This is a genomic window from Micromonospora sp. DT201, assembly GCF_049841575.1.
Classification (GTDB): Bacteria; Actinomycetota; Actinomycetes; order Mycobacteriales; family Micromonosporaceae; genus Micromonospora.
On the sequence record NZ_JBNCKP010000002.1, the window covers coordinates 342,414 to 367,199 of the forward strand.

The window sequence follows — 24,786 nt, forward strand, 5'->3', positions numbered from 1 at the left end:
CAGTGACCGGGCCGTCCCGCCCACCGCGCAGCGGTGGGCGGGACGGCCGGGCCGCAACTGTCGAAAGGGGGTGGACCGGTGAGTTCAAAGGACTGGATCGAGAAGGACTTCTACGCCGTGCTCGGCGTGGACAAGGCCGCCTCCGCGGATGACATCAAGAAGGCGTACCGCAAGCTGGCCCGGGAGTCGCACCCGGACCACAACCCGGGCGACCCCAAGGCCGAGGAGCGGTTCAAGGCCGCGTCCGAGGCGTACAACGTGCTGTCGGACTCCGGCCGCCGTCGCGAGTACGACGAGATGCGCTCCCTGTTCGGCTCGGGTGCGTTCCGACGCAACGCCCGAGGCGAGGGCCAGCCGGGCGGCATGCCGTTCGACGTCTCCGACATGTTCGGCGGCGGCGGGGGCGGTGACCGTCGCTTCGGAGGCGGCGGCTTCCAGGACCTGTTCAGCTCGATCTTCACCGGCAATCAGGCCGGTGGGCAGGCGGCGCCGCGCGGTCCGGGCCGTGGTCGGGACGTGGAGACCGAAGTGGCGCTGGACTTCGGTGACGCGGTGCGAGGGGTGACGGTGCCCCTGACGCTGCGCGCGCCGGGGGTCTGCGAAACCTGTCATGGCAACGGAGCCAAGCCCGGCACCCAGCCGCGTACCTGCACGGTTTGCCATGGTGCCGGCGTGACGACCCGCAACCAGGGGTCGTTCAGCTTCTCCGAGCCGTGCCGCAATTGTCAGGGCGTCGGCACCGTGGTCGAGGAGAAGTGCCCGGAGTGCCACGGCAGTGGCGGTGTCACCAAGACCCGCACCATGAACGTGCGCTTCCCGGCCGGGGTGGCCGACGGTCAGCGGATCCGGCTGGCCGGGCGCGGTGAGCCAGGCGAACGCGGCGGCCCTGCTGGCGACCTGTTCGTGCAGGTCAAGGTTCGGCCGGATGAGCTGTTCGGGCGTACCGGCGACGACCTGACGCTGAGCGTGCCGGTCACCTTCGCGGAGGCCGTGCTCGGCACGGACCTGCGGGTGCCCACGCTCGACGGCGCGGTGACCCTGCGGGTTCCGCCGGGGACGCCGAGCGGGCGAGTGCTCCGCGCCCGGGGCAAGGGTGTGGTTCGCCGCGACGGGCAGGCGGGCGACCTGCTTGTCACGTTGGATGTGGTGGTGCCCGCTCGGTTGTCCGACGAGGCGCGCACGGCGTTGGAGGCGTTCGCCGAGCAGAGTCCGCCGGCGGCCCGGGAACATCTCGACGCGCGGGTGCGTCGGGTCGGTTAGTCCGGTGAAATGGACGCGGAGGTGAGCGGGATGTCGGGCGAGTTCCTCGGTTCGGGTGACCCTGCCTACGAGGCCAAAGTGCTGATGATCTCGGTCGCGGCTCGGATGGCGGGAATGCACCCACAGACCCTGCGCCAGTACGACCGGCTGGGGCTGGTGCAGCCTGGCCGGGCCGCTGGCGGTGGTCGTCGGTACAGCGTCCGCGACGTGGTGCTGCTGCGCGAGGTGCAGCGGCTCAGCCAGGACGACGGGATCAACCTGGCCGGCGTCAAGCGGATCATCGGGCTGGAGCGGCTGCTGGAGCAGGCGCAGCAGCGGGTGGCCCGGCTGGAGGCGGAGTTGGACGCCGCGTACCGCCGGGTGGCCGAGCTGGAATCACTCGCCCGCTTCCCGGGCCGGGATCTGGTGCCGACCAATCGCACGTCCACCGCGCTGGTGGTCTGGCGACCGCGCCGTACGCCCGATCGTTGACCTGCCGCTTTCTCGGATCTGTTTCCTCGGCCCGGATCGCACCGGATTCCCCGGCGCGGTTCGGGCCGCTTCAGTTAGCCTTTCATTACGGGTCCAACCGGCTTAATACGGACCTACCGGCATGGCGAGGGGGAGCGATGGCGGAGCCGGCGAAGAAGGTTGCACAGCAGACGGAGGACCGGCTGGAAGACCTGGCCGAAACCGTCCGCAAGAAGTTCGACAAGGTGACCGAGGGGACCTACCGGGACCGGGTCGTCGCGGGTCGGTTCGCCGAACAGGGCGACCGCGGCGGCGACAGGGCCCGAGCCGAGAGTGAAGGCAAGCAGGACTGATCGGTGACCGACGTGCGGGCCGGGACTCACGGGGGGTCCCGGCTCGTTCGCCGTCAGGAGTGGTGAAGCGAAGCCAGCAGTTCAGCCGAGGCGGCGGTTCTCGCGGACCAGGCCGCCCTCGCACCAGTCCCGGTAGACGAACAGATCCGGTCGGGCCAGCAGCACCCGCCCGTTGTGTGCCCAGATCTTCATCAGCTCGTCGCCGTTACGCTCGGCCTGCTCGACGATCTTGCGGAAGCGGCGCTTGGGGTGTGCGCGGAAGTTCGTCCGGATGCCGTCGGCCGCGTAGATGTAGAGACAGTGCAGCGCGAAACGCCGGGCCGGGCAGGTCGGATCCATCGCCAACGCGAAGAGCGTCAGCACCAGTTGGTCGCCGGAGACCAGCAGGTCCCAGTCGGGTGGCATGGAAGCCAACGGCACCGAATCGGGCTGGTACGCCCACGCCCGCAACTCCGCCGGAGTCGGATCGACGGGGTTGGCGAAGCCGTGGAACGTCGACTCCTGCACGCTCACCGGCCAACCTTCCGCTCTCGCCCGCGTTTGGCAACGCTGCCTGCGGACCCTGGCTGCTGGGGCGAAACGGTAACCCGCCGTCGGGTGCTGCGGTAGTACCTGTGCGGAGCAATTCAACAACCGTTGGTCGGGCTTGATCGTCAGTCGTGGATCGGCACCGGCGCCGGCCGCTGGGCCGCCGCTCGGTTGCGCAGCCACCGCTTGAACCACGGGAAGTCCGGCAGCCGAGCCAGGATCGGTCCGGTCACCACGGTGATCAGGACGTACGTCGCGGCCAGCGCCGCCAACCGCGGCTCGACGCTCCCGGCGGCCACCGCGAGCCCGGCGATGACGATGGAGAACTCACCTCGGGGCACGAGTGCCAGGCCGGCACGCCACCGACCGGGTTCCGCGATGCCGACCCGGCGGGCGGCGAGGTAACCGGTGAGCGTCTTCGTCGCCATGGTGACCACGGCCAACGCGAGCGCCGGCAGCAGCACCGGCGGGATGTCCCGTGGGTCGGTGACCAGGCCGAAGAAGACGAAGAACACTGCCGCGAACAGGTCCCGCAGCGGCGAGAGCAACTCGGTCGCGTGGTGCGCCACCGGGCCGGAGAGCGCGATGCCGACCAGGAACGCGCCGACCGCCGCCGACACCTGTAGCTTCGCCGCGAGCCCGGCGATCAGCAGGGTCAGACCGAGTACGCCGAGCAGCAGCGCCTCCGGGTCCCTCGCCGACAGGGCAGAGGAGATGAGATGGCCGTACCGGATGGCGACGACCAGCACGAGCAGCACCGTGCCCACCGCAACGGCGAGTGCGATGCCGCCACCGAGCAGGCCGGTGCCGGCCAGCACGGCGGTGACCAGCGGCAGGTAGAGCGCCATCGCCAGGTCCTCGATGACCAGCACCGAGAGGATCACCGGGGTTTCCCGGTTACCGAGTCGTCCCAGGTCGGCGAGGACCTTGGCGATCACGCCGGAGGAGGAGACCCAGGTGATGCCGCCGAGCACCAGGGCGGCGACCCAGTCCCAGCCGAGCAGCAGGGCGAAGGCCGCGCCGGGCAGCGCGTTGAACACGCCGTCGATCAGCCCTGCCGGGGCCGCCGACCGGAGGTTGCCGACCAGCTCGTTGGCCGAGTACTCCAGGCCGAGCATCACCAGCAGCAGGATGACGCCGATCTCGGCGCCCACCGCGAAGAACTCCTCGCTGGCGGCGAGCGGAAGTAGCCCACCGTGCCCGAACGCCAGCCCGGCGAGCAGGTAGAGGGGAATGGGTGACAGGCCTACCCGGCGGCTGAGCCGACCGAGGACGCCAAGCAGCAGCAGCAGCGCGCCGACTTCGACGAGCAGGGTGGTGGAATCGTGCATCCGCCTCAGCCGTCCGGGTCACTGTCGGCGAGGATGGCGGACACGCCGTCGAGACCCCTGCGGGTCCCGACGACGACCACCACGTCGCCGGCTGCGAAGCGGAAGGAGGGGAGTGGCGAAACGATCACTTCGCCTTCACGCAGCACTGCCACGATGGAGGCGCTGGTGCGGGTACGCGCCTTGGTGTCGCCGAGCTTGCGGTTGACGTACGGGGATCCGGCCGTGATGGCGATCTGCTCGGTGAGCAGACCGGCGGCCTGCTCGCGCAGCCCGGAGAGCTGGCCGAGCATCAGCGACGCGCCGAGGATGTCGGCCAGAGCCTCGGCCTCGTCGTCGGTCAGCGGAATGTCGGCCTGGCAGGCGTCGGGGTCGTCGGGGTCGTAGAGGACGAGATCACGGCGGCCATTGCGGTGGGAAACGACGCCCAGACGGCGTCCGGACTCGGTCACCAGATCGTGACGCACCCCGATGCCCGGCAAGGCAGTCTGTTCAACACGTACTCGCACTCATCAAGGTTAGCGCTTGCTGAACGGAGGCAGGATCTTGGATGGAGGCACCCCTCGGGTTGGCCCCGTCCAGGCTTGATCCACGCCAGATCGCCGACATTGCGACATCCATCACCCCGGATGCCGCAATGTCGGCGACGTCGTGTCGATCATGGCTCTGCGTCAGCGCGAACGCCAGTAGCAGATCGGAACGGTCCGTTCCACTGTTAGGCTGGGGTCATGTCAACGACTCCTGGAAAGGCGCTGGCCGGCCGCCGCGCCCAGGCCGCCCGCAACGACGAGGTCATCCTCGAGGCCGCCCGCGCGGTCTTCCTCGACGACCCGAAGGCGCCGATCGCCGCCGTCGCCGAACGCGCGGGCGTCGGCATCAGCGCGCTCTATCGGCGGTACGCGGGCAAGGAGGACCTGTTGCGCCAGCTCTGCCACGACGGGTTGCGTCGGTACGTCGCCGAGGCCGAGGCGGCCCTCACCGAGCCGGACGACTGGGCCGCGTTCACCGGGTTCCTGGGAGGGGTGGTCGACGCCGACGTGCACTCGCTCACCGTCCACCTGGCCGGCACCTTCACGCCGACCGAGGAGATGGGCCGGGACGCGATGCGCGCCAACGAGCTGGCGACCATCCTGTTCGACCGGGCCCGTGCCAGCGGGCGGCTGCGCCCCGACGCGGTCGTCCAGGATCTGGGGTTGTTGCTGGAGGCGTGCGCCGCAGTGCGCGTACCCGATTCGAAGCGGACCGGGGAGCTGCGCCGTCGCCAGCTCGCGGTGCTGCTGGCGGGCCTTTCGACGGTGTCGGGCACCGACCCGCTGCCCGGCCCGCCGCCGGCCGCCGGTGAGTTCGACTGGCGGTGGCGCCCTCGGCAGTGATGGGTGTCACAGCGCTAATGTTGAGCGGAATACGCTCAACTCTGGTTGTGTCCAACCCAATGGACAACGCCGATCCGGGGGAGCCCATGAACACGGAAAAACTCACCACCAAGAGCCGCGAAACCATCACGGGCGCCGTCGCACTCGCCAACCAGCGGGGTCACGCCACCGTGGAGCCCTGGCACCTGCTGCTGTCACTCCTGGACACCGATGGCTCGACCGCCAGCGGTCTGCTGCGCGCCGTCGGGGCCGACCCCGCCGAGCTGCGCCGGGCCGCCCAGCGCGCGGTCGACGCCCTACCGGCCGCCCGCGGTTCGAGCATCGCCGAGCCGACGTTGGCTCGGGAGTTCGTCAACGCCATCGGAGCCGCCGAGCAGATCGCCCGGCCGTTGGGCGACGAATACACCTCCACCGAGCACCTGCTCGCCGGCCTCGCCCGGGTGGGCGGCGCGGTGTCCGGCGCGCTGAAGGCAGCCGGTGCCACGGAGGAGGCCCTGGTCGCCGCCTTCCCGACCGTCCGTGGTGGGGACCGCCGGGTCACCACCGCCGACCCGGAACAGACCTATCAGGCCCTGACCAAGTACGGCGTCGACCTCACCGCCAGCGCCCGGGACGGCAAGATCGACCCGGTCATCGGCCGCGACTCGGAGATCCGCCGCGTCATCCAGGTGCTCTCCCGGCGTACCAAGAACAATCCGGTGCTGATCGGCGAGCCCGGCGTCGGAAAGACCGCGATCGTCGAGGGTCTGGCCCAGCGGATCGTCACCGGCGATGTGCCCGAGTCGCTGCGCGACAAGAAGCTGATCTCGCTGGATCTCGGCGCGATGGTCGCCGGCGCGCAGTACCGCGGCCAGTTCGAGGAGCGGCTGAAGTCCGTCCTGGAGGAGATCAAGAACTCCAACGGGCAGGTCATCACGTTCCTCGACGAGCTGCACACCGTCGTCGGCGCCGGCAAGGGCGAGGGCTCGATGGACGCCGGCAACATGCTCAAGCCGATGCTGGCCCGCGGTGAGCTGCGGATGGTGGGTGCCACCACGCTGGACGAGTACCGCGAGCACATCGAGAAGGACCCGGCGCTGGAGCGTCGTTTCCAGCCGGTGCTGGTCGGCGAGCCGACGATCGAGGACACCATCGGCATTCTGCGTGGGCTCAAGGAGCGCTACGAGGTGCACCACGGCGTACGCATCACCGACGCCGCGCTGGTCGCCGCCGCGACGTTGTCGGACCGCTACATCACCGACCGGTTCCTGCCGGACAAGGCGATCGACCTGGTCGACGAGTCCGCGTCCCGACTCCGGATGGAGATCGACTCACGGCCGGTCGAGGTGGACGAGATCGAGCGGGCGGTTCGCCGACTGGAGATCGAGGAGATGGCGCTGGCCAAGGAGCCGGACGCTGCCTCCGCCGAGCGGTTGGAGCGACTTCGTAAGGAGTTGGCCGACAAGCACGAGCAGCTCACCGTGCTCTCCGCGCGCTGGCAGACCGAGAAGAGCCACATCACCAAGCTCTCCACTGCCAAGGAGGAGCTGGAGCGCCTTGGCGGTGAGGCCGAGCGGGCCGAGCGCGACGGAGAGTTGGAGCGCGCCGCCGAGCTGCGATACGGCCGGATCCCCGCCCTCAGGGTCGAGCTGAAGCAGGCCGAGGAGGAGCTGGCCCAGCTCCAGGCCGATGGGGCGATGCTCAAGGAAGAGGTCGGCGCCGACGACATCGCCGCCGTGGTCGCCTCCTGGACCGGCATCCCCGCCGGCCGCCTCCTTGAAGGCGAGACGGCCAAGCTGCTGCGGATGGAGGAGTCGCTGGGCGGCCGGGTCGTCGGCCAGGCCGAGGCGGTCGGCGCGGTCTCCGACGCGGTACGCCGCGCCCGGGCCGGCATCGCCGACCCGGATCGCCCGACCGGGAGCTTCCTCTTCCTCGGCCCCACCGGTGTCGGCAAGACGGAGCTGGCCAAGGCCCTCGCCGAGTTCCTCTTCGACGACGAGCGGGCGATGGTCCGCATCGACATGAGCGAGTACGGCGAGAAGCACTCGGTCGCTCGCCTGGTGGGTGCCCCGCCCGGTTACGTCGGCTACACCGAGGGTGGCCAGCTCACCGAGGCGGTGCGCCGCCGGCCGTACTCGGTGATCCTGCTGGACGAGGTCGAAAAGGCGCACCCGGACGTCTTCGACGTGCTGCTCCAGGTGCTCGACGACGGTCGGCTCACCGACGGTCAGGGCCGCACGGTGGATTTCCGGAACGCGATCCTGATCCTCACGTCAAACCTCGGGTCGTCGGTGATCAGTGATCTGACACTGGCCGATGAGCAGCGCCGGGAGGGTGTCCTCGCCGTGGTCCGGTCGCACTTCAAGCCGGAGTTCCTCAACCGGCTGGACGACATCGTGGTCTTCGCCTCGCTGAGGGGGGACGATCTGCGTTCCATCGTCGACATCCAGCTGGACCGGATGCGGCGGCGGCTGGCCGACCGCAGGCTCGGCCTGGAAATCACCGATGCCGCTCGGGGTTGGCTGGCCGAGCACGGCTACGACCCGATCTACGGCGCCCGTCCGCTACGCCGCCTGGTCCAGACCGCGATCGGTGACCAGTTGGCCAGGGCATTGCTGTCCGGCACGATCCGAGACGGTGACACCGTCAAGGTCGACCTGGTCGACGCGCAGGAAGGGTTGGCCGTCACCGCCGCCTGATCCGTCGCACCCGGGCCGATCCCCGAGGGTCCTCGACTACGCCCGCACGGAGTGGCGCGGGTACTGACCCCCACCACCTGGCGCCTGAGCCAGGCGTTTTACGTCAGGGGAATGTCCGCTCATGGTGCAAACCTCTTGATCAACAGGGTGGAGTGGGGGCGGGCGGGGAAAGGGTGGAGGCATGTTTGGGATGCGGAAGGCTTGGGAGCGGGAACTGGACGCGGCCGTCGACGAGTTGGTGTCGGCTGACACGCTCGCCTTCGGTGGGGTTGGCATCGCTGGCACGACTCTGCCGGTGACCGAGGCGTACGAGCGCGTTGCCGCAGCCCTCGACGACCACCCCGAGGAGGTGCGCCGGCAGCTCGACCGGGTGCTGGCCGACGGCACACCCGCCGGCCGGGCGTACGCGGCCACGCTGCTGGAGCGGGTCGACCCGGCGGCGGCCCGGGCGGCCTGGACGTCGCTGCGGGACGACCCGAGCGAGTTCACCACCTTCGTCGGCTGCGTGATGGACCGCGAAACCCTTGGCAACTACGCCAGCCAGCGGCTCACCGCAGCCTGATCAACTCGCAGACACGGTCACCAGCGCCCACCCAGCCGTTAACGGCGCGATCACGCACAGCAGGCGACGCCACGGATGCCGTCGGTAGTTGAGCTGTCGATCACGGTATGGGTCCCGCAGGTGCCGAAGGTTGTTACCGTCTGCGCCGAGGTACCTGGGGAGATGGTCGGGTGGGCGGGTCAGTGACGTACCTGGTGGTGGCGCTTGCCGTACTCGCGGTGGTTGTGGTCGTGATCGTCGTGCGGGCCTCGCGGCGGGCGACGACCCGACCCGGCGGACGATCGTCGGTTGCCCGCACGGCGGAGTCGCTGCGCGGCGACCCACTGCGACTGACCCCGGGCGACCGCGTGCGGATCCGCGAGCGGGAGTACGCGGTGAGCGGCACGATCCGCCTGGTCGAGGGCGACTGGAGTTGGGTGCAGCACCTGCTCGACGACGGCTCGGGCACCCCCCACCGGCTCTCCGTGGAGGACGGCCCCGAACTGGAGCTGGTGCTCTGGACGGCCGAACCTGGCGCGACCGTCACCCCCGGCGCCCCGACCATCGACCTCGACGGGCTGCGCTACACCTGGGCCGAGAGCGGGCAGGCGCGCTACACCGCCACCGGGGAGACCGGGCTGACGGCGGCCGGCACGGTGCGCTACCACGACTACCAGTCCGGTGGCACCGCGCGGCTCTCCTTCGAAGCGTACGGCGAAGAGGGCTGGCGGGTGGCCCGTGGCGACCTGCTCGAACCCCCTGACCTGACGATTCCCCCGATCCCCGGGGAGCGCTGAGCCCGAATCGGCTGAGCGTGCCGGGCTCGCCACGGTGTGCCGAAGTGGCCGGTTGTCGATACGGTGTGGGCCGCGCTCTAGGGAAGGAGAATCGTGGTCGACTCCCAGAACACGCCGGCTCGCCAGCGGCCATCCATTGTGTCGATTTCCAGCTACCTGCTCTACCTGTTCCTGGCAGTTCAGGTCATCAGCCTGATCATCACGCTCAGCACCATCGGTAAGTCGCGTGACGCGATCCGCGACGCGTACGCGAGCAGCACCGTTGACAACGCCGACCAGGTGGCGGATGTCTTCTTCGCCATCGGCCTCGCCAGCAGCGTGCTGATGCTGGTGCTCGCGGCCGTCCTGGCCGTCCTGGCCATGTTCAACAACCAGGGCCGCAACGGCGCCCGGATCACCACCTGGATCGTCGGCGGCATCATGGTCTGCTGCCTGGGTGGCAGCCTGCTCAGCGGGGCGGCCGGCGGCATGACCACCGGTGGCGAGACGGGCGGCAACGGGCCGAGCACCGAGGAAATCCAGCGCCGAGTGGAGGAGGCCCTGCCCTCCTGGGTCAACCCGGTCAGCATCCTGCTGACCGTGATCGGCCTGATCGCGCTGGTCACGGCGCTGATCCTGCTGGCCCTGCCGAAGGCCAACCCGTTCTTCCGCAAGGCGACCGCAGCCTGGGAGCCGCCGACCCCGGGCGCCAGCTACCCGGGACACCCGCAGGCCCCGGGTCAGCCCGGCTACCCGCAGTCGTCCGGTGCGCCTGGCTATCCCCAGTCGTCCGGTGAGCCGGGCTATCCGTCGAGTGGGGAGCCGAGCTACCCGCCGCCGCCCGCGAACCGGCCGGACGACACGCCGCCTGCGGACCAGCCCGGGTCAACCCCGCCGTCGACGAGTTGACCGCAGGATAAGCACGACGCCGACGATCCCTCCGAGTAGGTTGCAACCCGACGCCTACCGGAGGGATTCGTCGTGTCGAACCCAGAATCGGCACCGGCCCGCCGGCCTGCCGTCGTCCTGTCGGCTGTATCCGTGCTGTTGGTGATGGCGGCCGGCGCGCTCGCGTACGCCGTGGTCGACCTGGTGGTGCTGGGCGGGACGGTCGACGCGTTCCGCTCGGCAGCCCGCGACACCTCGGCGAGTCCGGAGCAGATCGACGAGGTGGTGACCCTGCTCCGCGTGTCCGCCGTCCTGTCGGCGGTGGTGGCTGCGCTCTCCGCGCCGGTGCTCGCCGGCCTGGCCCTCGGGCTGCTGGCCGGTCGCAACGGTGTCCGGGTTGCCACCTGGGTGGTCAGCGGGCTCGGTCTGCTCGGCGGTTGCTGCAGCGTCGCGGTGCTCATCGGTGAACGGGCCGCGCCACTGCAACTGGGCGCTGACGAGCAGGCTCTCGGCGAGTTGCTGGGCCTGATCGGCGACGCGTACCCGTCGTGGTGGATTCCGCTCAACGCCGGGCTTTCCGTCGGGCAGGGGCTCGGTTACCTTGTAGTAGCTACGCTGCTGGCCCTGCCGGCGGCTAACACCTGGTTCGGTCACCGTCGCTCGATCGCGCCGCCCATGCCACCCGCACCACCCGCGTTCACGCCCGCCCCGCACCAGCCCCCGTCGCCGCCACCCGCGCCCCCGTACCCGCCCAGGTGAGGACCCGCCCCGTGCCGCTCGACTCCACGACTGCCGAGCGCCGAGCCCTGATCACCGGGGCCACCGCCGGCATCGGCGCGGCGTTCACCCGGCGACTGGCCGCCGACGGTTGGCATCTGGTGCTGGTTGCCCGCGACGCGGCCCGGCTGACCGAGATGGCAGGCGAGCTGGGTTCCACGTACGGCCGCGAGGTGGAGACGATTCCCGCGGATCTGTCCACCGACGACGGCTGCGCCCTTGTGGAGCAGCGGTTCACCGATGGCAGCCCCGTGCACCTGTTGGTGAACAACGCCGGGATCAGCCTGAACAAACCATTCCTGCGCTCCACCGCGGAGGACGAGGCGCGTCTGCTGCGGCTCAACGTGCACGCGGTCATGCGCCTGACCCTGGCGGCGCTGCGACCGATGACCGAACGGCGAAATGGGGCAGTGATAAATGTCTCTTCGGTCGCTGGGTTCGGCACGACGATGCCCGGATCGACGTACTCGGCCAGCAAGGCGTGGGTCACCAATTTCAGCGAGTCCGTTGGTCTGTCGGCGCGCCCGTTCGATGTCCGGGTGATGGCCCTCTGCCCCGGCTACACCCGCACCGAGTTCCACCAGCGGGCCGGCATCAACATGTCCAAGACGCCGGAATGGCTGTGGCTGCGGGCCGAGGATGTGGTCGACGAGGCCCTGCGTGACCTGCGAAAAGGAAAAATGGTCAGCGTCCCGGCATGGAAGTACAAGGTAGTCGTCGCCGGCATGCGGCATGCGCCTCGCCGGCTGCTTCAGGCGGTCGCACGAGACACCCGCGGCCGGATCGGTCGCGACGAGCGCTGAGCCTCGACAGGCCCGCCGGTTGCCGCGGGCCTCTGGGGTGGCGTTGGCGCGCCGCTATCAAGCCAGTCGCTGAGCGTAGTCGAACATCGCCAACCATCGGTCCCTCGCTGGGCTGATCAGGGTGGACCCCACACACGGCGTTCAGACTTGCGCAGTAACCTCTATCGCCATGGGGGACCACGACGACCTGCGTAAATTCATTACCGACCTGGCTGTAGTCCACGGGCGGGTCGTGCTCGCCTCGGGGCGTGAGGCAGATTGGTACGTGGATCTGCGGCGCGTCACGCTCCATCACCAGGCCGCTCCTTTGGTCGGCCGGGTGTTGCTCGACCTCACCGCCGACTGGGAGTACGAGGCTGTCGGCGGCCTAACCCTGGGCGCGGATCCTGTCGCGCTCTCGATGCTGCACGCTGCCGCTCCGACCGGCCGGGCCCTGGACGCCTTTGTGGTGCGCAAGGCGGGCAAGGCGCACGGTCTGCAGCGTCGGATCGAGGGACCGGAGGTGGCCGGCCGTCGGGTGTTGGCGGTGGAGGATACGTCCACGACAGGCGGGAGTGTGTTGACCGCTGTCGAGGCGCTTCGTGAGGCCGGGGCAGAAGTCGTGGGCGTGGCGGTTATTGTTGATCGAGGAGCCGGCGACGCGGTGCGAGCCGCCGGATTGCCTTACCGGGCGGCCTATACGTTGGCTGACCTCGGCCTTGTGGCGTAAAAGTTTGCCGATTCGGATCTGCTGACATGCAGGCGGATCGATGCTGCTGGTGGAAGGATGGAATACGTGGGAACTGCGTTGGCCGAAATGACTATGCCTCAGATCTCGCCGCTTAACGGCGAGCCGATCGAACGTGCCGATGCCGAGCGTCTCGCCGGGGTCCTCAAGGCCCTTGCGGATCCTGCTCGGCTGCGGCTGCTCAGCCTGATCCAGTCGGCCCCCGAGGGCGAGGCGTGCGTCTGTGACCTGACGGCACCGCTCGGCCTCTCTCAGCCGACGGTCAGTCATCACCTGCGCATCCTCACCGAGGCTGGCTTGCTGCAGCGGGAGAAGCGCGGTGTCTGGGCGTACTACAGCCTGGTCCCGAGTGCGATCGCGACGATCGCCGACCTGCTGACCCCGCCGCGTAAGCGGGCCACCAAGAAGGCTCGCTGACGTAGGCACTGCACGTCGTCCCGCGCCGGGACGACGTCCGGTGGCGAGCCAGGGGTGGCGCCACCGGTGGGTAATACCTGCTCGTCCCCGGCCGCACCGCCGAGGTCGGGTCCGACATGCCGACGGCCGACCCCCGCACCAGGGGGCCGGCCGCCGTCGTACCTGGGCTCAGTGGTCCTGGCCGCGCTCCGGGCGGTGGCGGCCGTGCTGGCGCGTGTCGTGGTCGAACGCCTCGCGGGCTGCCTCCACCGCGCCAGCGGCGCTGGCCGCCGCGACCACCGTGACCGCCTCGCCGCGCTTACGAGCCCGCCGGTCGCGAAGGAACTCGAAGAAGATCGGCAACACTGAGATCACGATGATCAGGGCCACCACCGGCAGGATGTAGTGGTCGATCTTGTCGCCGATGGCGTTGTAGATCTGCTCGGCCAGCAGGTAGCCGATCAGCAGGATGCCGTCCACCCAGAGCACCGCACCGACGATGTTCCAGAGCAGGAACTTCCGGGCCGGCATGCCGAGCGCGCCCGCGACCGGGTTGAGGAACGTCCGGACGATCGGAATGAAGCGCGCCAACACCACGGCCTTCGCCGGGCCGAACTTGTCGAAGTAGTACTCGGCCTTCTCCACGTACTCCTTTTTGAAGAGCCGGGAGTTCGGCCGCTCGAACATCGGCCGGCCATATCGAGCGCCGAGCCAATGCCCCAACTGGGCGCCGGCGATCGCGCAGATCGGCCCGCCGATCAGCAGGCCGGCCAAGGCGAGGCGAGTGCCGTCTCCGAAGATTGCGTCCGCCACCGGTGACGAGGCCACACCGGCGAGGAACAGCAGCGAGTCGCCAGGGAAGAAGAAGCCCACCAGCAGGCCGGTTTCGGCGAAGAGGATCACCCACACGCCGATCAGCCCGAAGGTCTGCAACAGATCCTTGGGATCGAGCGGGTTCAGGGCGACGCTCTCCACGAGAGCGCGGGTCTGCTCAGCTGTGTCCACGGCCACAAAGGGTACCGAAGCCCGGGGCCCCGGCCGCGCCGGACTGGCCCCTCGCCACCCACCCGCGCAGCGTGGACCAACGACGGTGCCCCGCCGACCGGGGTGGTCGACGGGGCACCGGTGGTGCGGGGTGGATCAGGCGACGAAGCGGGTCCGGCGGCGCTTGGCCACCAGGTAGCCGCCGACGCCCGCCGCGAGCAGCAGCGCGCCGAGGCCGGCGATCAAGCCGGTGGACTGACCGGTGACCGGCAGGCCGCCGCCGTCACCGCCGCCGTTGCCGCCCGTGCCGCCGTTGCCCCCAGTGCCGCCGTTACCCCCAGTGCTGCCGTTGCCATCCGTGCCGCCGGCCGCGTTCACCAGGATCTTGGCGACGTCGTTGGCCGGCCTCAGGTCCTCGGTGAAGCCGTCGCATTCGCACTTGGCGTTGATGGTGACGGTGCCCGCCGCGTTGGCGATCACCTTGTCGATCCGCAGGCCGATGTCGACCGTCTGCTCCTCACCGACGCCGATGAAGATGTCCGGGTAGCAGCGGTAGAGCTTCGCGCCCGGCTTGCCGGCGTTCTCCCAGTCCTGCTCGTCGCCGTTCAGCGGCGCGCAGACCTCGGGAACCTCGACCGCGGTGGTGCCCTCCGGAACGGCAATGTCGATCTTGGTGACCGGCGAGCCCGAGCGGCCGAAGTCCAGCGCGGCCGGACCGTCGTTGCGGACTCCGACGGTGGCCGTGACCACGTCGCCGGCCTTGCCAGTCACCTGGTCGCCGACCGCCACCAGGTCCGCGCCGTTCTTGCCGTTGACCTTGACGGTCATGCTGGACCAGTTGTTCATCGGGTCGGTGTCGGCCTGGAAGCTGCGCGCCGCCATCTTGCCCGGAGCCTTCGGAAGGCTCAGGACCGGACCGTTGCCGGGCTGCCCTGCCGAGAGGCCCCCGGCCTGGAGGTAAGCGCTGAAGTCCTCGAACTCGGCGATGGTCATCCAGTTGTAGTTGCCGTAGTCATTGCCCGGCGCGTAGGTGTCCTTGCCGAGGACGTAGGGCATCGACACCGAGCGGGCATCTCCGGCGGCGGTCACCTCGGAGAAGGTGCAGGTCCGCAGGTGGCCGTCCGCGTAGGTGCAGTTGCTGTACTGCTTGTCGGGACGGATCGAGTAGTCCAGGTCGAAGACCGCGACCGCTCCCTTGGCGTCGGTCTTGCCAGCGTTGCTGAGCGTCAGCGGAGCGCTGAACTTGCCGCCGGGAGTGGACGAGATCTTGGTCTCCTCGCCCGGGGCGGCCAGGTCGACGCCCTCGCCAATCCGCAGCTTGGCCGTGTGGCTGGCCGGAGCGAGACCCTCGGCGCTGACCGTGACCTTAAGGTCACCGGTGTCACCGTCCGTAGCCTTCGTGGTCGGCGTCATGACCACGTTGAAGAGGCCGCCGTAGGCCCAGTCGTAGAGGTCGACCTCGAAGGGGTCGGTGCAGACCAGGACGCCAGCCTCCGCTGAACTGCACTCGGGGCTCGCCGAGTCGGGCTTGAGCTGAACGACACCGTCGAGGTCCCGGTAGTCGTAGGTGACGGTGAGGCCTTCGACCACCACCGGCTCGGAGGCGAACAGGAGAGGTGAGTCGATCTTGCCCTCGGACCCTGCGGCAAGCGTGGTGTCGTTGAAGTAGGCGCCCAGTTCAATGGGTGCCTCCTCGGCGGCGGCGGCCGGGTTGGCGGAGGCTGCGACGAACGCGCCTGCTACGCCCAGTCCGGCGAGCCAACGCCGGGTGGAGTGGGTGAGCATGAGGGGTGTTCCTCCAGTTGGGGGTTCAGGTGGAGCCCGTGGATCTTAAGGAGCCCTTAAGGCTGGCGGGGGCCCCGAGAGTCGCCCAACGAGCAAGACGAACCGAAAGGTTGATCAAGGATCACCGCAATGTTCGGGCGGTCCGCTCCCGTCATCTGTGGCAGGAGCCCCCGGGAGGTGCAGTGACGTACGAGGAGTTCGCGGACACGCGGCTGGCCCCGCTACTGCGGTATGCGGTGATGCTCACCGGCGATCCGCACCAGGCTCAGGATCTGGTCCAGGAGACCATGGTCCGAGTCCAGCTCAACTGGCGGCGGGTCGCCCGGGCGGACTCACCCGAGCGTTACGTACGCCGGATGCTCACCAACCAGTACGTCGACTGGCGGCGCGGCTCGTGGGTACGCCGGGTGCTGTTGCGCGGGGAGCCCGACGCGACGGTGCCGGTGCCCACCGACCACGCCCAGTCCGCGGTGGACCGGGACCAGATCTGGTCCTGGCTGTCCCGGCTGCCGCGGCGGCAGCGGGCCGCCCTGGTGCTGCGCTACTACGAAGACCTGCCCGACGTCGAGATCGCCGACATCCTCGGCTGTGCCGTCGGGACCGTACGTTCGTCCATCTCCCGGGCCCTGGCCACGCTCCGGGCCGAATACGTGGAGGCGTGAACATGATTGAGGACGACCTGCGTGCCGCCTTCGCCCGGCACGAACCGCTGACCCCGTCGACCGGCCCGCTGCGGGCCGCGATCGACCGGCTCGCCGCCCGCCGTCGCCGCCGCCGGCAGAGGTTCCAGGCCGCTGGCGTCACGCTCGCCCTGCTCGCCGCGCTCGGAGTCGGCGTGCCGCAACTGCGTCCCGAGCAGCCGGCAGAGGACCCGTTGCCGTCCGGTCAGCCGGCTGACTCGCTGAACGTCCTGCTGGTCGGCGTGGACGGCTTCGGCGAGGAGCCGCAGTACCGGTTGGCGGACTCCATCCTTCTGGTGCACATTCCGGCGGACCGGAGCCGGCCGTACCTCATCTCGTTGCCGCGCGACCTGGAGGTGTCGGTCCCCGGCCGGGGGATCGACAAGATCAACACCGCGTTCTTCGACGGTGCCGGCCAACCCCGGCCCGACCTGGACGCCGGCTACGACCTGACCCGCCAGGTGGTCGCCGGCCTGACCGGGGTACGCGTCGATGCGGGCGCGGTGCTGACCTTTGCGGGGCTGCGCCGGATCACCGACGCCGTCGACGGGGTGGAGGTCTGCCTACCGAATGAGGTCCGGTCCTGGCACAGCCGTCGGACCTTTCCAGCCGGTTGTCAGCGGCTCGACGGAGCTGCCTCCGTCGAACTGCTGCGGCAACGACGGTACCTGCCTGACGGTGCGTTCGACCGGGACCGTAACGCCCAGCGCTATGCCGCCGGGCTGATCCGGCGGGCTGTCGCGCAGGACGTGCTGAGCAACCCGGTCCGGCTCACCGCGCTCTTGTCGGCCGCCGGCAAGGACCTGACGGTCGACGACGATGGCGTGCCACTGACCAAGCTGCTGCGGGTGCTACCCGAGCTCAAGAGCGTCGACCCGGTGGGGCTCAGCCTCCCGGTCGGGCCGCTGACCGGCAACGTTCAGCGGGTACGACTGGACCCGAAGCAGGGCCCGGCGTTCTTCGCCGCGCTGGGCGAGGATCGATTGGCGCAGTGGGTGGCGCAGCACCCGGAGCAGGCCAACGCCGTCCGGTGAGGCACGAGGCGGGCAGTCGACAGTGCGACGGGGTCAGCGGTAGTCGTCCTCGTCCACGGTGACCACCCGGGCCTGCTCCATCGCGTCCCAGTCGTCGACCTCCAGGCCACGGTGCGGCTCACTGTCGGTGTCGGCCGGGCCGGCCATCGCCGCCTGCTCGACCGCGTCGGCCGGTTCGGCCTCGGGGTCGCGTTCGTCCGGAGCGAGGTGGTCGCCAGGGGTGAAGTCCTCATCGGGCTGACCCATCGTCCCTCCCGGGGGTCTCGGGGCACGGTTCCCACCCACCGTACGGGCTGGGCCGGCGCCGCGCCCGGAAGCGGAGTGGGCGGAATCAGCCCTCGGCGACGCAACCCGATGCCAGGATGGTGCCGTGGGCTTCCTCATTCGACTGGCGATCACCGCAGTCGCTCTGTGGATAACCACGCTGATCGTGCCCGGCGTCGACGTGCACGGCCGCTCGGGTGGCAACACGATCCTCACCCTGATCGTGGTGGCACTGATCTTCGGCGTGGTCAACGCGGTGCTCAAGCCGGTGATCAAGGTCGTCGGCTGCGTGTTCTACCTGCTGACCCTGGGCCTGTTCGCGCTGGTGGTCAATGCTTTGCTGTTCCTGCTCACCGACCGGATCGCCCGCGGGCTCGACCTGCCGTTCCAGGTGGACGGTTTCTGGGCGGCGTTCTGGGGAGCCATCGTGATGACCGTGGTCACCTGGCTGATCAGCGTCATCGTGCCGGACGATAGGTGACCGATCCCGGCCAGCACCCGGGTCGGTTTTTCCGGCGCACCTCACCTACGGGATACTTCCGGGCGGAGGACAGCGCGGTCCGGCGCACAAATGAACAACAGCGGCCAGCACGGCCGAGAGTGGTAAGTAAGGAGCGCAACATGCCCATCGCTTCCCCCGAGGCCTACGCGGAGATGCTGGATCGCGCCAAGGCTGGCCGGTACGCGTACCCCGCGATCAACGTGACCTCCTCGCAGACGCTGAACGCGGCGCTCAAGGGCTTTGCCGATGCGGAGAGCGACGGCATCGTCCAGGTTTCTACCGGTGGTGCCGAGTACCTTTCCGGCCCCTCGATCAAGGACATGGTCACCGGCGCGGTGGCGTTCGCCGCGTACGCGCACGAGGTGGCCAAGAAGTACTCGGTCAACATCGCACTGCACACCGACCACTGCCCGAAGGACAAGCTGGACGGGTTCGTCCGTCCGCTGATGGCCATCTCGCAGGAGCGCGTGAAGCGCGGCGAGGCGCCGCTGTACCAGTCGCACATGTGGGACGGCTCGGCCGTGCCGGTCGCAGAGAACCTGCAGATCGCCTCCCAGCTTCTCGACGAGGCCGCCAAGGGCAAGATCGTCCTTGAGATCGAGGTCGGCGTCGTCGGTGGCGAGGAGGATGGCGTCGAGAACGCCATCAACGACAAGCTCTACACCACCACCGAGGACGGCCTGGCCATGGTCGAGGCGCTCGGCCTCGGCGAGAAGGGCCGCTACATGGCGGCGCTGACCTTCGGCAACGTGCACGGCGTCTACAAGCCGGGCAACGTCAAGCTGCGTCCGGAGATCCTCAAGCAGATCCAGGACGCCGTCGGCGCCAAGTACGGCAAGGACAAGCCGCTCAGCCTGGTCTTCCACGGCGGGTCGGGCTCCCTGCTGAGCGAGATCCGCGAGGCTCTGGACTACGGCGTGGTGAAGATGAACATCGACACCGACACCCAGTACGCCTTCACCCGGCCCGTCGCGGACCACATGCTCCGCAACTACGACGGCGTGCTGAAGATCGACGGCGAGGTCGGCAACAAGAAGCAGTACGACCCGCGTGCCTGGGGCAAGGCCGCCGAGGCTGGCCTGGCCGCCCGGGTCGTCGAGGCGTGCGAGCACCTGCGCTCCACCGGCACCACGATGTCCAAGTAACGACGTCCCACCGACGGCCGGCTCTCCTCGGGGAGCCGGCCGTCGTCGTCTGTCAGGTCGTCAGCAGCCGGACGGCTTCGCGTACGTCGTCGGTGAGGTGGATCGTCGACGACAGGTCACCGAACGGGGACGCGGCCAGCAGTGGACGCAGCAACGCCTCCACCGGTAGCTCCCGGGTCCAGTAGTCGTGGTCCAGGAAGATGTACGCGCCGCTGGCGCCGTCGGTGCCGTAGTAGGTCTTGGTGGCCGCCTGGAACACCTCCTGCACCGTGCCCGCCCGCCCCGGGGCGAAGACGATGCCACCCCGGGCGAGCCGCAGGATGGTGTCCTCCCGGATCGCGTTTGAGAAGTACTTGGCGATCCGCCCGGCGAACAGGTTCGCCGGTTCGTGCCCGTACAGCCAGGTCGGGATGGCCAGCCCGCCGGCCCGCGCCCAAGCGAGGTCGTCACCACGCTGCCGGGGGACGCCCGCGTACCGCTGGCGCACCGTCAAGGCCGTGGCCGTGTAGCGGTGGTGGTCGGTGAAGTCGGGCGCGGTGGCCAGCAGGTCGATCGCCTCGGTCAACTCGGTCGCCGTGCGGTCCGCCAGGTAGGCGCCGAGGTTCGCCGCCTCCATCACCCCGGGACCGCCGCCGGTCACCACCAGCCGGTCGGCCCGCGCCAGCTCCCAACCCAGCACGGCCGCCATCCGGTACGCGGGACTGCCACGTCGCACCGCGTGCCCACCCATGATGCCCACCACCGACTGCGGCCCGTGTCGGGCCAGCCAGACCCGGGTGGCGTCGGCCAGCGCGTTGTCCACGCCGTGGTCGTGCAGCCGCTGACCCAGCGCCTCCTTGACGTCTGGAAGCGCACCTCCGTGTGCCCGGTAGTGGTCGTACACCCGGGTGTCGTACATCCCGGTGAACCCGCCCTCGGCGAACCCGGCGGCCAGGTCCTCGGGGGTGTAGAGGTGTGCGGGCTGGGTCGGGTACGGCAGCCCCGAGAATGGTGGCACCACGTTCGCGCCGCGTCGGACCAGGTCGGCCCCGACGTCACGGGAGGCGAACCGGCAGCCCACGAAGAGGGTGCCGGCGACCTCGATGCCGGTCAGGTCGGGCACCGGCGCCAGGTCGAGGCGCAGGCCCTGCACGGTCAGCCCGGTCAGTCGGCCGGTGAGCAACTGTCGATCGAACTCGTCGCGGGTCTGGATCTCGTCGGCGTGCAGGTTCGGCTCGATGACGTCCGCAGGAGGTGGGGTCGGCACCAGGCCATCCTGCCCGTCCGCGCGGGCCGCCCACACCTCGGGCTTGGGGTGCAACCGACAGGAGCCCGGTGGCCGTGGCCACCGGGCTCCTGCGTTACCGGTTCCTGGGGAGGCTCCGGACCATTAGTTGTAATGGAAAACACCTGGCGGCGGCATAGGCCGCAGGCGTGACCAACTCCTCAGCCGTTCAGCCGAACGCGTCGGCCGACCCGCTCGCGTGTCGCCCTGTCCAGCGGGTTGAATGGGGCGATGCAGAACCTTTTGCCAGAGCCACCGGCCACCCGCCTGCCCGTGAACGACGAGGCCGACGCCGCCCTGGCCGCCGCCGAGGAGGCCGGCACCGATGAGGCGTTCGCCAGCGTGGCGGCCGGCTTCCCGACCTACAGTGCAGGCTGGGCCGAGCTCGCGGCCCGGTCGTTCGCGCAGGGCCAGGTCGTGACGGCGTACGCCTACGCACGCACCGGCTACCACCGTGGCCTCGACCAGTTGCGCCGCAGCGGTTGGAAGGGGCACGGCCCGGTGCCGTGGTCGCACGAGCCCAACCGGGGCTTCCTCCGCTGCCTCTACGTGCTGACCCGAGCTGCCGACGAGATCGGCGAGGCCGACGAGGCGGCCCGCTGCGCCCAGTTCCTGCGCGACTGCGACCCGGAAGCGGCGGACGCGCTGGCGAGCAACTGACCTCGCTCCGACGGCCGGCCCGACTCCGGGCCGGCCGTCGGCGGGTTACAGGCCTTCGGCGACTGCCGCGGCGATCTTCAACCAGGCGTCGCGGGTGGCCGAGGAGAGTCCGCCGTACCGGATCGGCTCGCCGGTGTCGATGAGCCGCTCGTACGGGGCCAGCAGCACCGCGCGCGTACGTGCTGCGAAGTGCTCCTGGATGGCCGGCAGGTCGATCTCCTTGCGGGACGGTGGCATCGATACCACAGTCACGGCCTGGCGGACCAGCCGTTGCCGGCCGCTCTGCTCCAGGTGGTCGAGCATCCGGGCGGCCGTCTCCGCTGAGTCGTTACGGGCCGACATGGTGACCAACAACTGATCGGTGGCGTCCATGGAGGCCTGCCAGTTTTGCGCCCGGACGTTGTTGCCGGTGTCCACAAAGATCAACTTGTAGAACCGGCTGACCACCTCGCGGATCTCGGCGAACGCGGCTGCGGTCAGCATCTCGCCACCGGTGGCCGATTCGTCCGAGGCCAGCACGTCGAACATTCCCTCGCCCTGCGAGCGGACGTACTGCGACAGGTCGCCGACCCGCCCGTGCGCGCCCTGGAACTGGCCGAGGTCACGCAGCATGTCCCGCACCGTGCGGGAGTGGAAATCCTGCTGGGCACGCATCCCGAGGGTGCCCTGGGTTTCGTTGTTGTCCCAGGCCAGCACGTAGCCACCGCGCTTCTGGCCGAACGTCATCGCCAGCAGCAGGATGGCCACCGTCTTACCCGCCCCGCCCTTCGGGTTGACCACGGTCACCTGCCGCAGTCCGCCGAAGTTGCGGCGCACCATCTCGATGTCCCGCTTGCGTTCCTGCTCGTGCCGGCCGGGTGCGAGCCGGAGCAGGCCCATCTTGTTGACCACCGCGCGGACACCCGTGGTGGCCACCGGATCGGCGGGCCGGACCTGCCGGCGCCGGCTGAAGTCCTCGGCGGTCGGTGCCGCCGTAGCCTCCGGCGTCCAGCTCGCGTCCGGATATGCGACGGCATCCGGATACCCGGTGGTGGGCACCCGGGTCACCCCCTCGGCCTCCTGGTACGGCTGAGCAGTCGGGCCACCGGGCACGCCCTGCTGCCACGGCGGCGGATACCACCCAGGCGACGGCGGGAACGGCCCGGGTGGTGGGGTGGCAGGGGTGGCCTGCGGGGGAGCCTGCTGCGACAGATTGTTGAACTGCGTCAGGTCTGGTGGTGGTGGGATGGGCGCGGGGCCGGCCTGACCAGGGATCATCGGGGTGTAGGACTGACCGGAGTGCGGCGGCTGCGGCCCGGGCGGGGCGGGGAGCGGGGGCGTTACGGGTGCGGCCGGCTCGTGCGCCGGTGTGGGTAGCCCAGCCGGGCGTTGCGGGGGATACGCCCACGGCGACTCGGTGCCCGGCCGCGCTGCTCCGCCGGCGGACCCGTCCTCCCCGGTCCCGTCAGTCTGCGGCGTCGGTCCGGCCGCTGTCGGTCCGGCCGCTGTCGGTCCGGCCGCTGTCGGTCCGGCCGCTGTCGGTCCGGCCGTCGCGGGGCCTGCTCCGGTCGGGCGGTCGGTGGGCGTGGCGGCTGCGGTGGGACGGTCCAGGGTGAACGGCAGGTCCAGGTCGACGCCACCCGGCGGCATCGGCGGGACGGCGGCCCGACCCCGGTCATTCCCGGCTGCGGTGCTTGTGGTGCCGGCTGCGGTGCGAGCCGCCTCCTGCTGGTGGTCCGTCGGCGCGGGGGCGGTGTCCGATTTCGCCGCGCTAGCAGAAGGGACGGGGGCCCCGGTACCGCCCGGGCCGCCGCCGCTCGTGGCAGCGCCCGCTGCCGGTGGCGCGGCCGGCGTGCCCGCTGCCGGTGGCACGGACGGCGTGCCCGCTACCGGTGGCGCAGACGGCGTGCCCGCTGCGGGTGGCACGGACGGCGTGCCCGCTGCGGGTGGCGCAGACGGTGTCGACGCGGCTGCTGGCGCGGCCGGAGCGGCCGGCGGTGGCCAACTCGGCTGCTGTGGCGTCCAGGCCGACCCGGCACCGCCCGGGCCGCTGACTCCCCAGCCCCCAGGTGCCGGGACGGCACCGGTGAGTGACGGGTAGTCGGACGGGGAAGGCGGCGGCTGGGCCGGGGCCCCGGGTTGCCCGGGAACCGGCGGTCGGCCAATCGGTGGAGCGGCCACCGGCGGTGTCACCGGCCCCGGCGCGGCCGACGGCGGCGGAGCCTGCTGCTGCTGGGCGACCGCCGCCCAGGGCGGCGCCGCACCACCCGCGCCCCGGTCGGCCGGATCCGGTGGCCAGAGTGGTTCAACGTCCCGCTCTGGCACCGGCTGCTGGCCGTGCACCTGCGCCCGGTCGGCGTTCTCGTCCATTACGGCCCTCCCCCAGTCCTCCTGCGAGGATAGGCCCCATCCGCCTTCGAGGGGCCGCCGGCGCAGCCGAGGCCGCCCCGCTCGGCGCAGCCCAGCGGTCAGATCGACCAGACCGCCCAGGCGCCCGGCTCGATCCACCATGAACGCTTCCGGGTCAGCTCGCCCTCGACACCATCGTCGAGGTATGGCACCTTTCCCTCCCTCGGCAACACCGACACGGCCCGCCCACGAGCCCGCCGTACTTCGAGGCGTACCCGCTTGCGGCCCAGCGCCGAACGGACGACCACCGGAACCGCCACCGCGACCTCGATCTGGCCGTCGGTCGGGTCCGGCGCGGTCAGCAGCGTCACGTCGTCAAGCGTCGCGTACCCGCCGCCGTTGCCGACCGCGCAGGCCAGCAGCGGTTCGTCACCGTTGGTGAGGATGGTGTCGTCCACCTCCACCCGGGCCCGCCAGTGCAGCGGCCGGCCGGCGTCGTCGGCTGCGCCGAGCAGCGCGCCGTCCAGGGTCACCGAGCCGCCGTCGTTGCGCAGCAGGTCCAGTCGGCGTGCCGTGCCATCCAACACCGCGGCGGCCACCGCCGCCGGGTCGCGCGGCAGCCCCAACTGCGCGGCCAAGTCCCGATGGGTGCCGCCACGGGCCGGATCGAGCGGGAGTACGGCCACCGGCGGCAGATCGGGCAGCGTCCGGTTGCCGGGCAGGTCCGCCGGGCGGCGGCTCGGCGCTGGTGCGTACCGCCGGACCAGCCGGCGCAGCACGGCGCGCAACTGCCCGTCGCTGGCCGTGGCGACGACCAGCCGGGTCTTGCCGTCCAGGTCCGGCCAGGTGAGGCCGTCCGGGCGGGCCGGACCGTCGAGCCGGGCCAGCACCGCGTCGATCTCCGCGTCGGAGCGGGCGGTGACCGTCTCCACTCGGGCGCCGCGGGCGATCAGCGCGTCGGCGCAGGCCAGCACCGGCACGCGTGGCCGTTCGGTGGCGCACTGCTCGGTGTCACCGCTCGCCTGGGTCGTCTGGCCGCTGCCGGTCCGGCCTGTCGAGTCAGCCTGACCGGAGTCGGTCTGGCCCGTCGGGTCGGTCTGGCCCGTCGGGTCGGTCTGGCTTGTCGGGTCGGTTTCGGCCTTGGTCGCACCGCCACAGCAGGCCCCGCCGCTGCCACAACCCCCGGGAGCGCTGCGCTCCGAAGCGAGGGTGAGCAGCACCACGTCGTACACGGAAGGAGCCTCCTGCCTCTCGACGCGACC

At 70.4% G+C, this 24,786-nt stretch carries 26 protein-coding genes; 17 read left to right on the top strand and 9 right to left on the bottom strand.

Annotated elements, in window-relative coordinates:
- Positions 1-78 precede the first annotated feature (78 nt).
- The 3 genes from dnaJ to ACLQ28_RS05385 all read left to right on the top strand — a co-directional run bounded on the left by dnaJ (position 79) and on the right by ACLQ28_RS05385 (position 2,063).
- A complete protein-coding gene (gene dnaJ, locus ACLQ28_RS05375) occupies positions 79-1,260 on the top strand; it encodes a molecular chaperone DnaJ (protein WP_425685067.1) in 1,182 nt (393 codons plus the stop codon).
- Positions 1,261-1,290: 30 nt separating this feature from the next.
- Entirely contained in the window at positions 1,291-1,731 is a 441-nt protein-coding gene (locus ACLQ28_RS05380) for a heat shock protein transcriptional repressor HspR (RefSeq protein WP_030332087.1), read from the top strand.
- Positions 1,732-1,868: 137 nt separating this feature from the next.
- Positions 1,869-2,063 (top strand): hypothetical protein, encoded by a 195-nt coding sequence (locus ACLQ28_RS05385; protein ID WP_425685068.1) that lies wholly within the window; start codon positions 1,869-1,871, stop codon positions 2,061-2,063.
- An 81-nt stretch (positions 2,064-2,144) separates the two neighbouring features.
- On the opposite strand, the gene ACLQ28_RS05390 is transcribed toward ACLQ28_RS05385, so the two are convergent.
- The 3 genes from ACLQ28_RS05390 to ACLQ28_RS05400 form a co-directional block, all read right to left on the bottom strand.
- On the bottom strand, positions 2,145-2,576 hold the full coding sequence (locus ACLQ28_RS05390; RefSeq protein WP_425685069.1) for a hypothetical protein: 432 nt from the start codon (positions 2,574-2,576) through the stop codon (positions 2,145-2,147).
- A 140-nt stretch (positions 2,577-2,716) separates the two neighbouring features.
- On the bottom strand, positions 2,717-3,922 hold the full coding sequence (locus ACLQ28_RS05395) for a cation:proton antiporter (protein ID WP_425685070.1): 1,206 nt from the start codon (positions 3,920-3,922) through the stop codon (positions 2,717-2,719).
- A 5-nt stretch (positions 3,923-3,927) separates the two neighbouring features.
- A complete protein-coding gene (locus ACLQ28_RS05400; protein ID WP_124815967.1) occupies positions 3,928-4,428 on the bottom strand; it encodes a cation:proton antiporter regulatory subunit in 501 nt (166 codons plus the stop codon).
- A gap of 219 nt (positions 4,429-4,647) precedes the next feature.
- Here ACLQ28_RS05400 and ACLQ28_RS05405 point away from each other — a divergent pair, with 219 nt between their 5' ends.
- From ACLQ28_RS05405 to ACLQ28_RS05445, 9 genes are all read left to right on the top strand, one after another.
- Positions 4,648-5,292, top strand: coding sequence for a TetR/AcrR family transcriptional regulator (locus ACLQ28_RS05405; RefSeq protein ID WP_425685071.1), 645 nt, complete (start codon positions 4,648-4,650; stop codon positions 5,290-5,292).
- 86 nt (positions 5,293-5,378) lie between these two features.
- Positions 5,379-7,970, top strand: coding sequence for an ATP-dependent chaperone ClpB (gene clpB, locus ACLQ28_RS05410; protein ID WP_425685072.1), 2,592 nt, complete (start codon positions 5,379-5,381; stop codon positions 7,968-7,970).
- Positions 7,971-8,151: 181 nt separating this feature from the next.
- Entirely contained in the window at positions 8,152-8,532 is a 381-nt protein-coding gene (locus ACLQ28_RS05415) for a hypothetical protein (RefSeq protein ID WP_425685073.1), read from the top strand.
- 170 nt (positions 8,533-8,702) lie between these two features.
- A complete protein-coding gene (locus ACLQ28_RS05420; RefSeq protein WP_425685074.1) occupies positions 8,703-9,308 on the top strand; it encodes a DUF4178 domain-containing protein in 606 nt (201 codons plus the stop codon).
- 93 nt (positions 9,309-9,401) lie between these two features.
- Entirely contained in the window at positions 9,402-10,196 is a 795-nt protein-coding gene (locus ACLQ28_RS05425; protein WP_425685075.1) for a DUF3824 domain-containing protein, read from the top strand.
- 72 nt (positions 10,197-10,268) lie between these two features.
- A complete protein-coding gene (locus ACLQ28_RS05430; RefSeq protein WP_425685076.1) occupies positions 10,269-10,934 on the top strand; it encodes a hypothetical protein in 666 nt (221 codons plus the stop codon).
- Positions 10,935-10,945: 11 nt separating this feature from the next.
- The gene (locus tag ACLQ28_RS05435) at positions 10,946-11,755 is read left to right on the top strand and encodes an SDR family NAD(P)-dependent oxidoreductase (protein ID WP_425685077.1); all 810 of its coding nucleotides are present in this window, start codon (positions 10,946-10,948) and stop codon (positions 11,753-11,755) included.
- Positions 11,756-11,924: 169 nt separating this feature from the next.
- On the top strand, positions 11,925-12,464 hold the full coding sequence (gene pyrE, locus ACLQ28_RS05440; RefSeq protein WP_425685078.1) for an orotate phosphoribosyltransferase: 540 nt from the start codon (positions 11,925-11,927) through the stop codon (positions 12,462-12,464).
- Positions 12,465-12,521: 57 nt separating this feature from the next.
- Positions 12,522-12,899 carry an ArsR/SmtB family transcription factor gene (locus tag ACLQ28_RS05445; RefSeq protein ID WP_030332125.1) on the top strand — a complete coding sequence of 126 codons (378 nt, stop codon included), beginning with the start codon at positions 12,522-12,524 and terminating at the stop codon, positions 12,897-12,899.
- Positions 12,900-13,067: 168 nt separating this feature from the next.
- On the opposite strand, the gene ACLQ28_RS05450 is transcribed toward ACLQ28_RS05445, so the two are convergent.
- Together ACLQ28_RS05450 and ACLQ28_RS05455 are read right to left on the bottom strand one after the other, a co-directional pair.
- Positions 13,068-13,889, bottom strand: coding sequence for a DedA family protein (locus tag ACLQ28_RS05450; protein ID WP_425685079.1), 822 nt, complete (start codon positions 13,887-13,889; stop codon positions 13,068-13,070).
- 129 nt (positions 13,890-14,018) lie between these two features.
- Positions 14,019-15,647: an LPXTG cell wall anchor domain-containing protein gene (locus ACLQ28_RS05455; protein WP_425685080.1), complete on the bottom strand. Its 1,629-nt coding sequence runs from the start codon at positions 15,645-15,647 to the stop codon at positions 14,019-14,021.
- 182 nt (positions 15,648-15,829) lie between these two features.
- Here ACLQ28_RS05455 and ACLQ28_RS05460 point away from each other — a divergent pair, with 182 nt between their 5' ends.
- Both ACLQ28_RS05460 and ACLQ28_RS05465 read left to right on the top strand, forming a co-directional pair.
- Positions 15,830-16,309: a SigE family RNA polymerase sigma factor gene (locus ACLQ28_RS05460; protein ID WP_425685081.1), complete on the top strand. Its 480-nt coding sequence runs from the start codon at positions 15,830-15,832 to the stop codon at positions 16,307-16,309.
- A gap of 2 nt (positions 16,310-16,311) precedes the next feature.
- Positions 16,312-17,361: an LCP family protein gene (locus ACLQ28_RS05465; protein WP_425685082.1), complete on the top strand. Its 1,050-nt coding sequence runs from the start codon at positions 16,312-16,314 to the stop codon at positions 17,359-17,361.
- Between the two features lie 33 nt (positions 17,362-17,394).
- Here the strand turns inward: ACLQ28_RS05465 and ACLQ28_RS05470 are convergent, their stop codons facing one another.
- On the bottom strand, positions 17,395-17,607 hold the full coding sequence (locus ACLQ28_RS05470) for a hypothetical protein (RefSeq protein WP_425685083.1): 213 nt from the start codon (positions 17,605-17,607) through the stop codon (positions 17,395-17,397).
- A gap of 124 nt (positions 17,608-17,731) precedes the next feature.
- Here ACLQ28_RS05470 and ACLQ28_RS05475 point away from each other — a divergent pair, with 124 nt between their 5' ends.
- Together ACLQ28_RS05475 and fbaA are read left to right on the top strand one after the other, a co-directional pair.
- Positions 17,732-18,106, top strand: coding sequence for a phage holin family protein (locus ACLQ28_RS05475; protein ID WP_425685084.1), 375 nt, complete (start codon positions 17,732-17,734; stop codon positions 18,104-18,106).
- A gap of 140 nt (positions 18,107-18,246) precedes the next feature.
- The gene (fbaA, locus tag ACLQ28_RS05480; protein ID WP_354992861.1) at positions 18,247-19,272 is read left to right on the top strand and encodes a class II fructose-bisphosphate aldolase; all 1,026 of its coding nucleotides are present in this window, start codon (positions 18,247-18,249) and stop codon (positions 19,270-19,272) included.
- Positions 19,273-19,324: 52 nt separating this feature from the next.
- Here fbaA and ACLQ28_RS05485 read toward each other — a convergent pair whose 3' ends face one another.
- Positions 19,325-20,518, bottom strand: coding sequence for an LOG family protein (locus ACLQ28_RS05485; protein ID WP_425685085.1), 1,194 nt, complete (start codon positions 20,516-20,518; stop codon positions 19,325-19,327).
- 249 nt (positions 20,519-20,767) lie between these two features.
- Here ACLQ28_RS05485 and ACLQ28_RS05490 point away from each other — a divergent pair, with 249 nt between their 5' ends.
- Positions 20,768-21,196, top strand: coding sequence for a DUF3151 domain-containing protein (locus ACLQ28_RS05490; protein ID WP_425685086.1), 429 nt, complete (start codon positions 20,768-20,770; stop codon positions 21,194-21,196).
- Between the two features lie 45 nt (positions 21,197-21,241).
- On the opposite strand, the gene ACLQ28_RS05495 is transcribed toward ACLQ28_RS05490, so the two are convergent.
- A complete protein-coding gene (locus ACLQ28_RS05495; protein ID WP_425685087.1) occupies positions 21,242-23,545 on the bottom strand; it encodes a chromosome partitioning protein in 2,304 nt (767 codons plus the stop codon).
- Between the two features lie 98 nt (positions 23,546-23,643).
- Positions 23,644-24,756 carry a hypothetical protein gene (locus ACLQ28_RS05500; protein ID WP_425685088.1) on the bottom strand — a complete coding sequence of 371 codons (1,113 nt, stop codon included), beginning with the start codon at positions 24,754-24,756 and terminating at the stop codon, positions 23,644-23,646.
- Positions 24,757-24,786 lie beyond the last annotated feature (30 nt).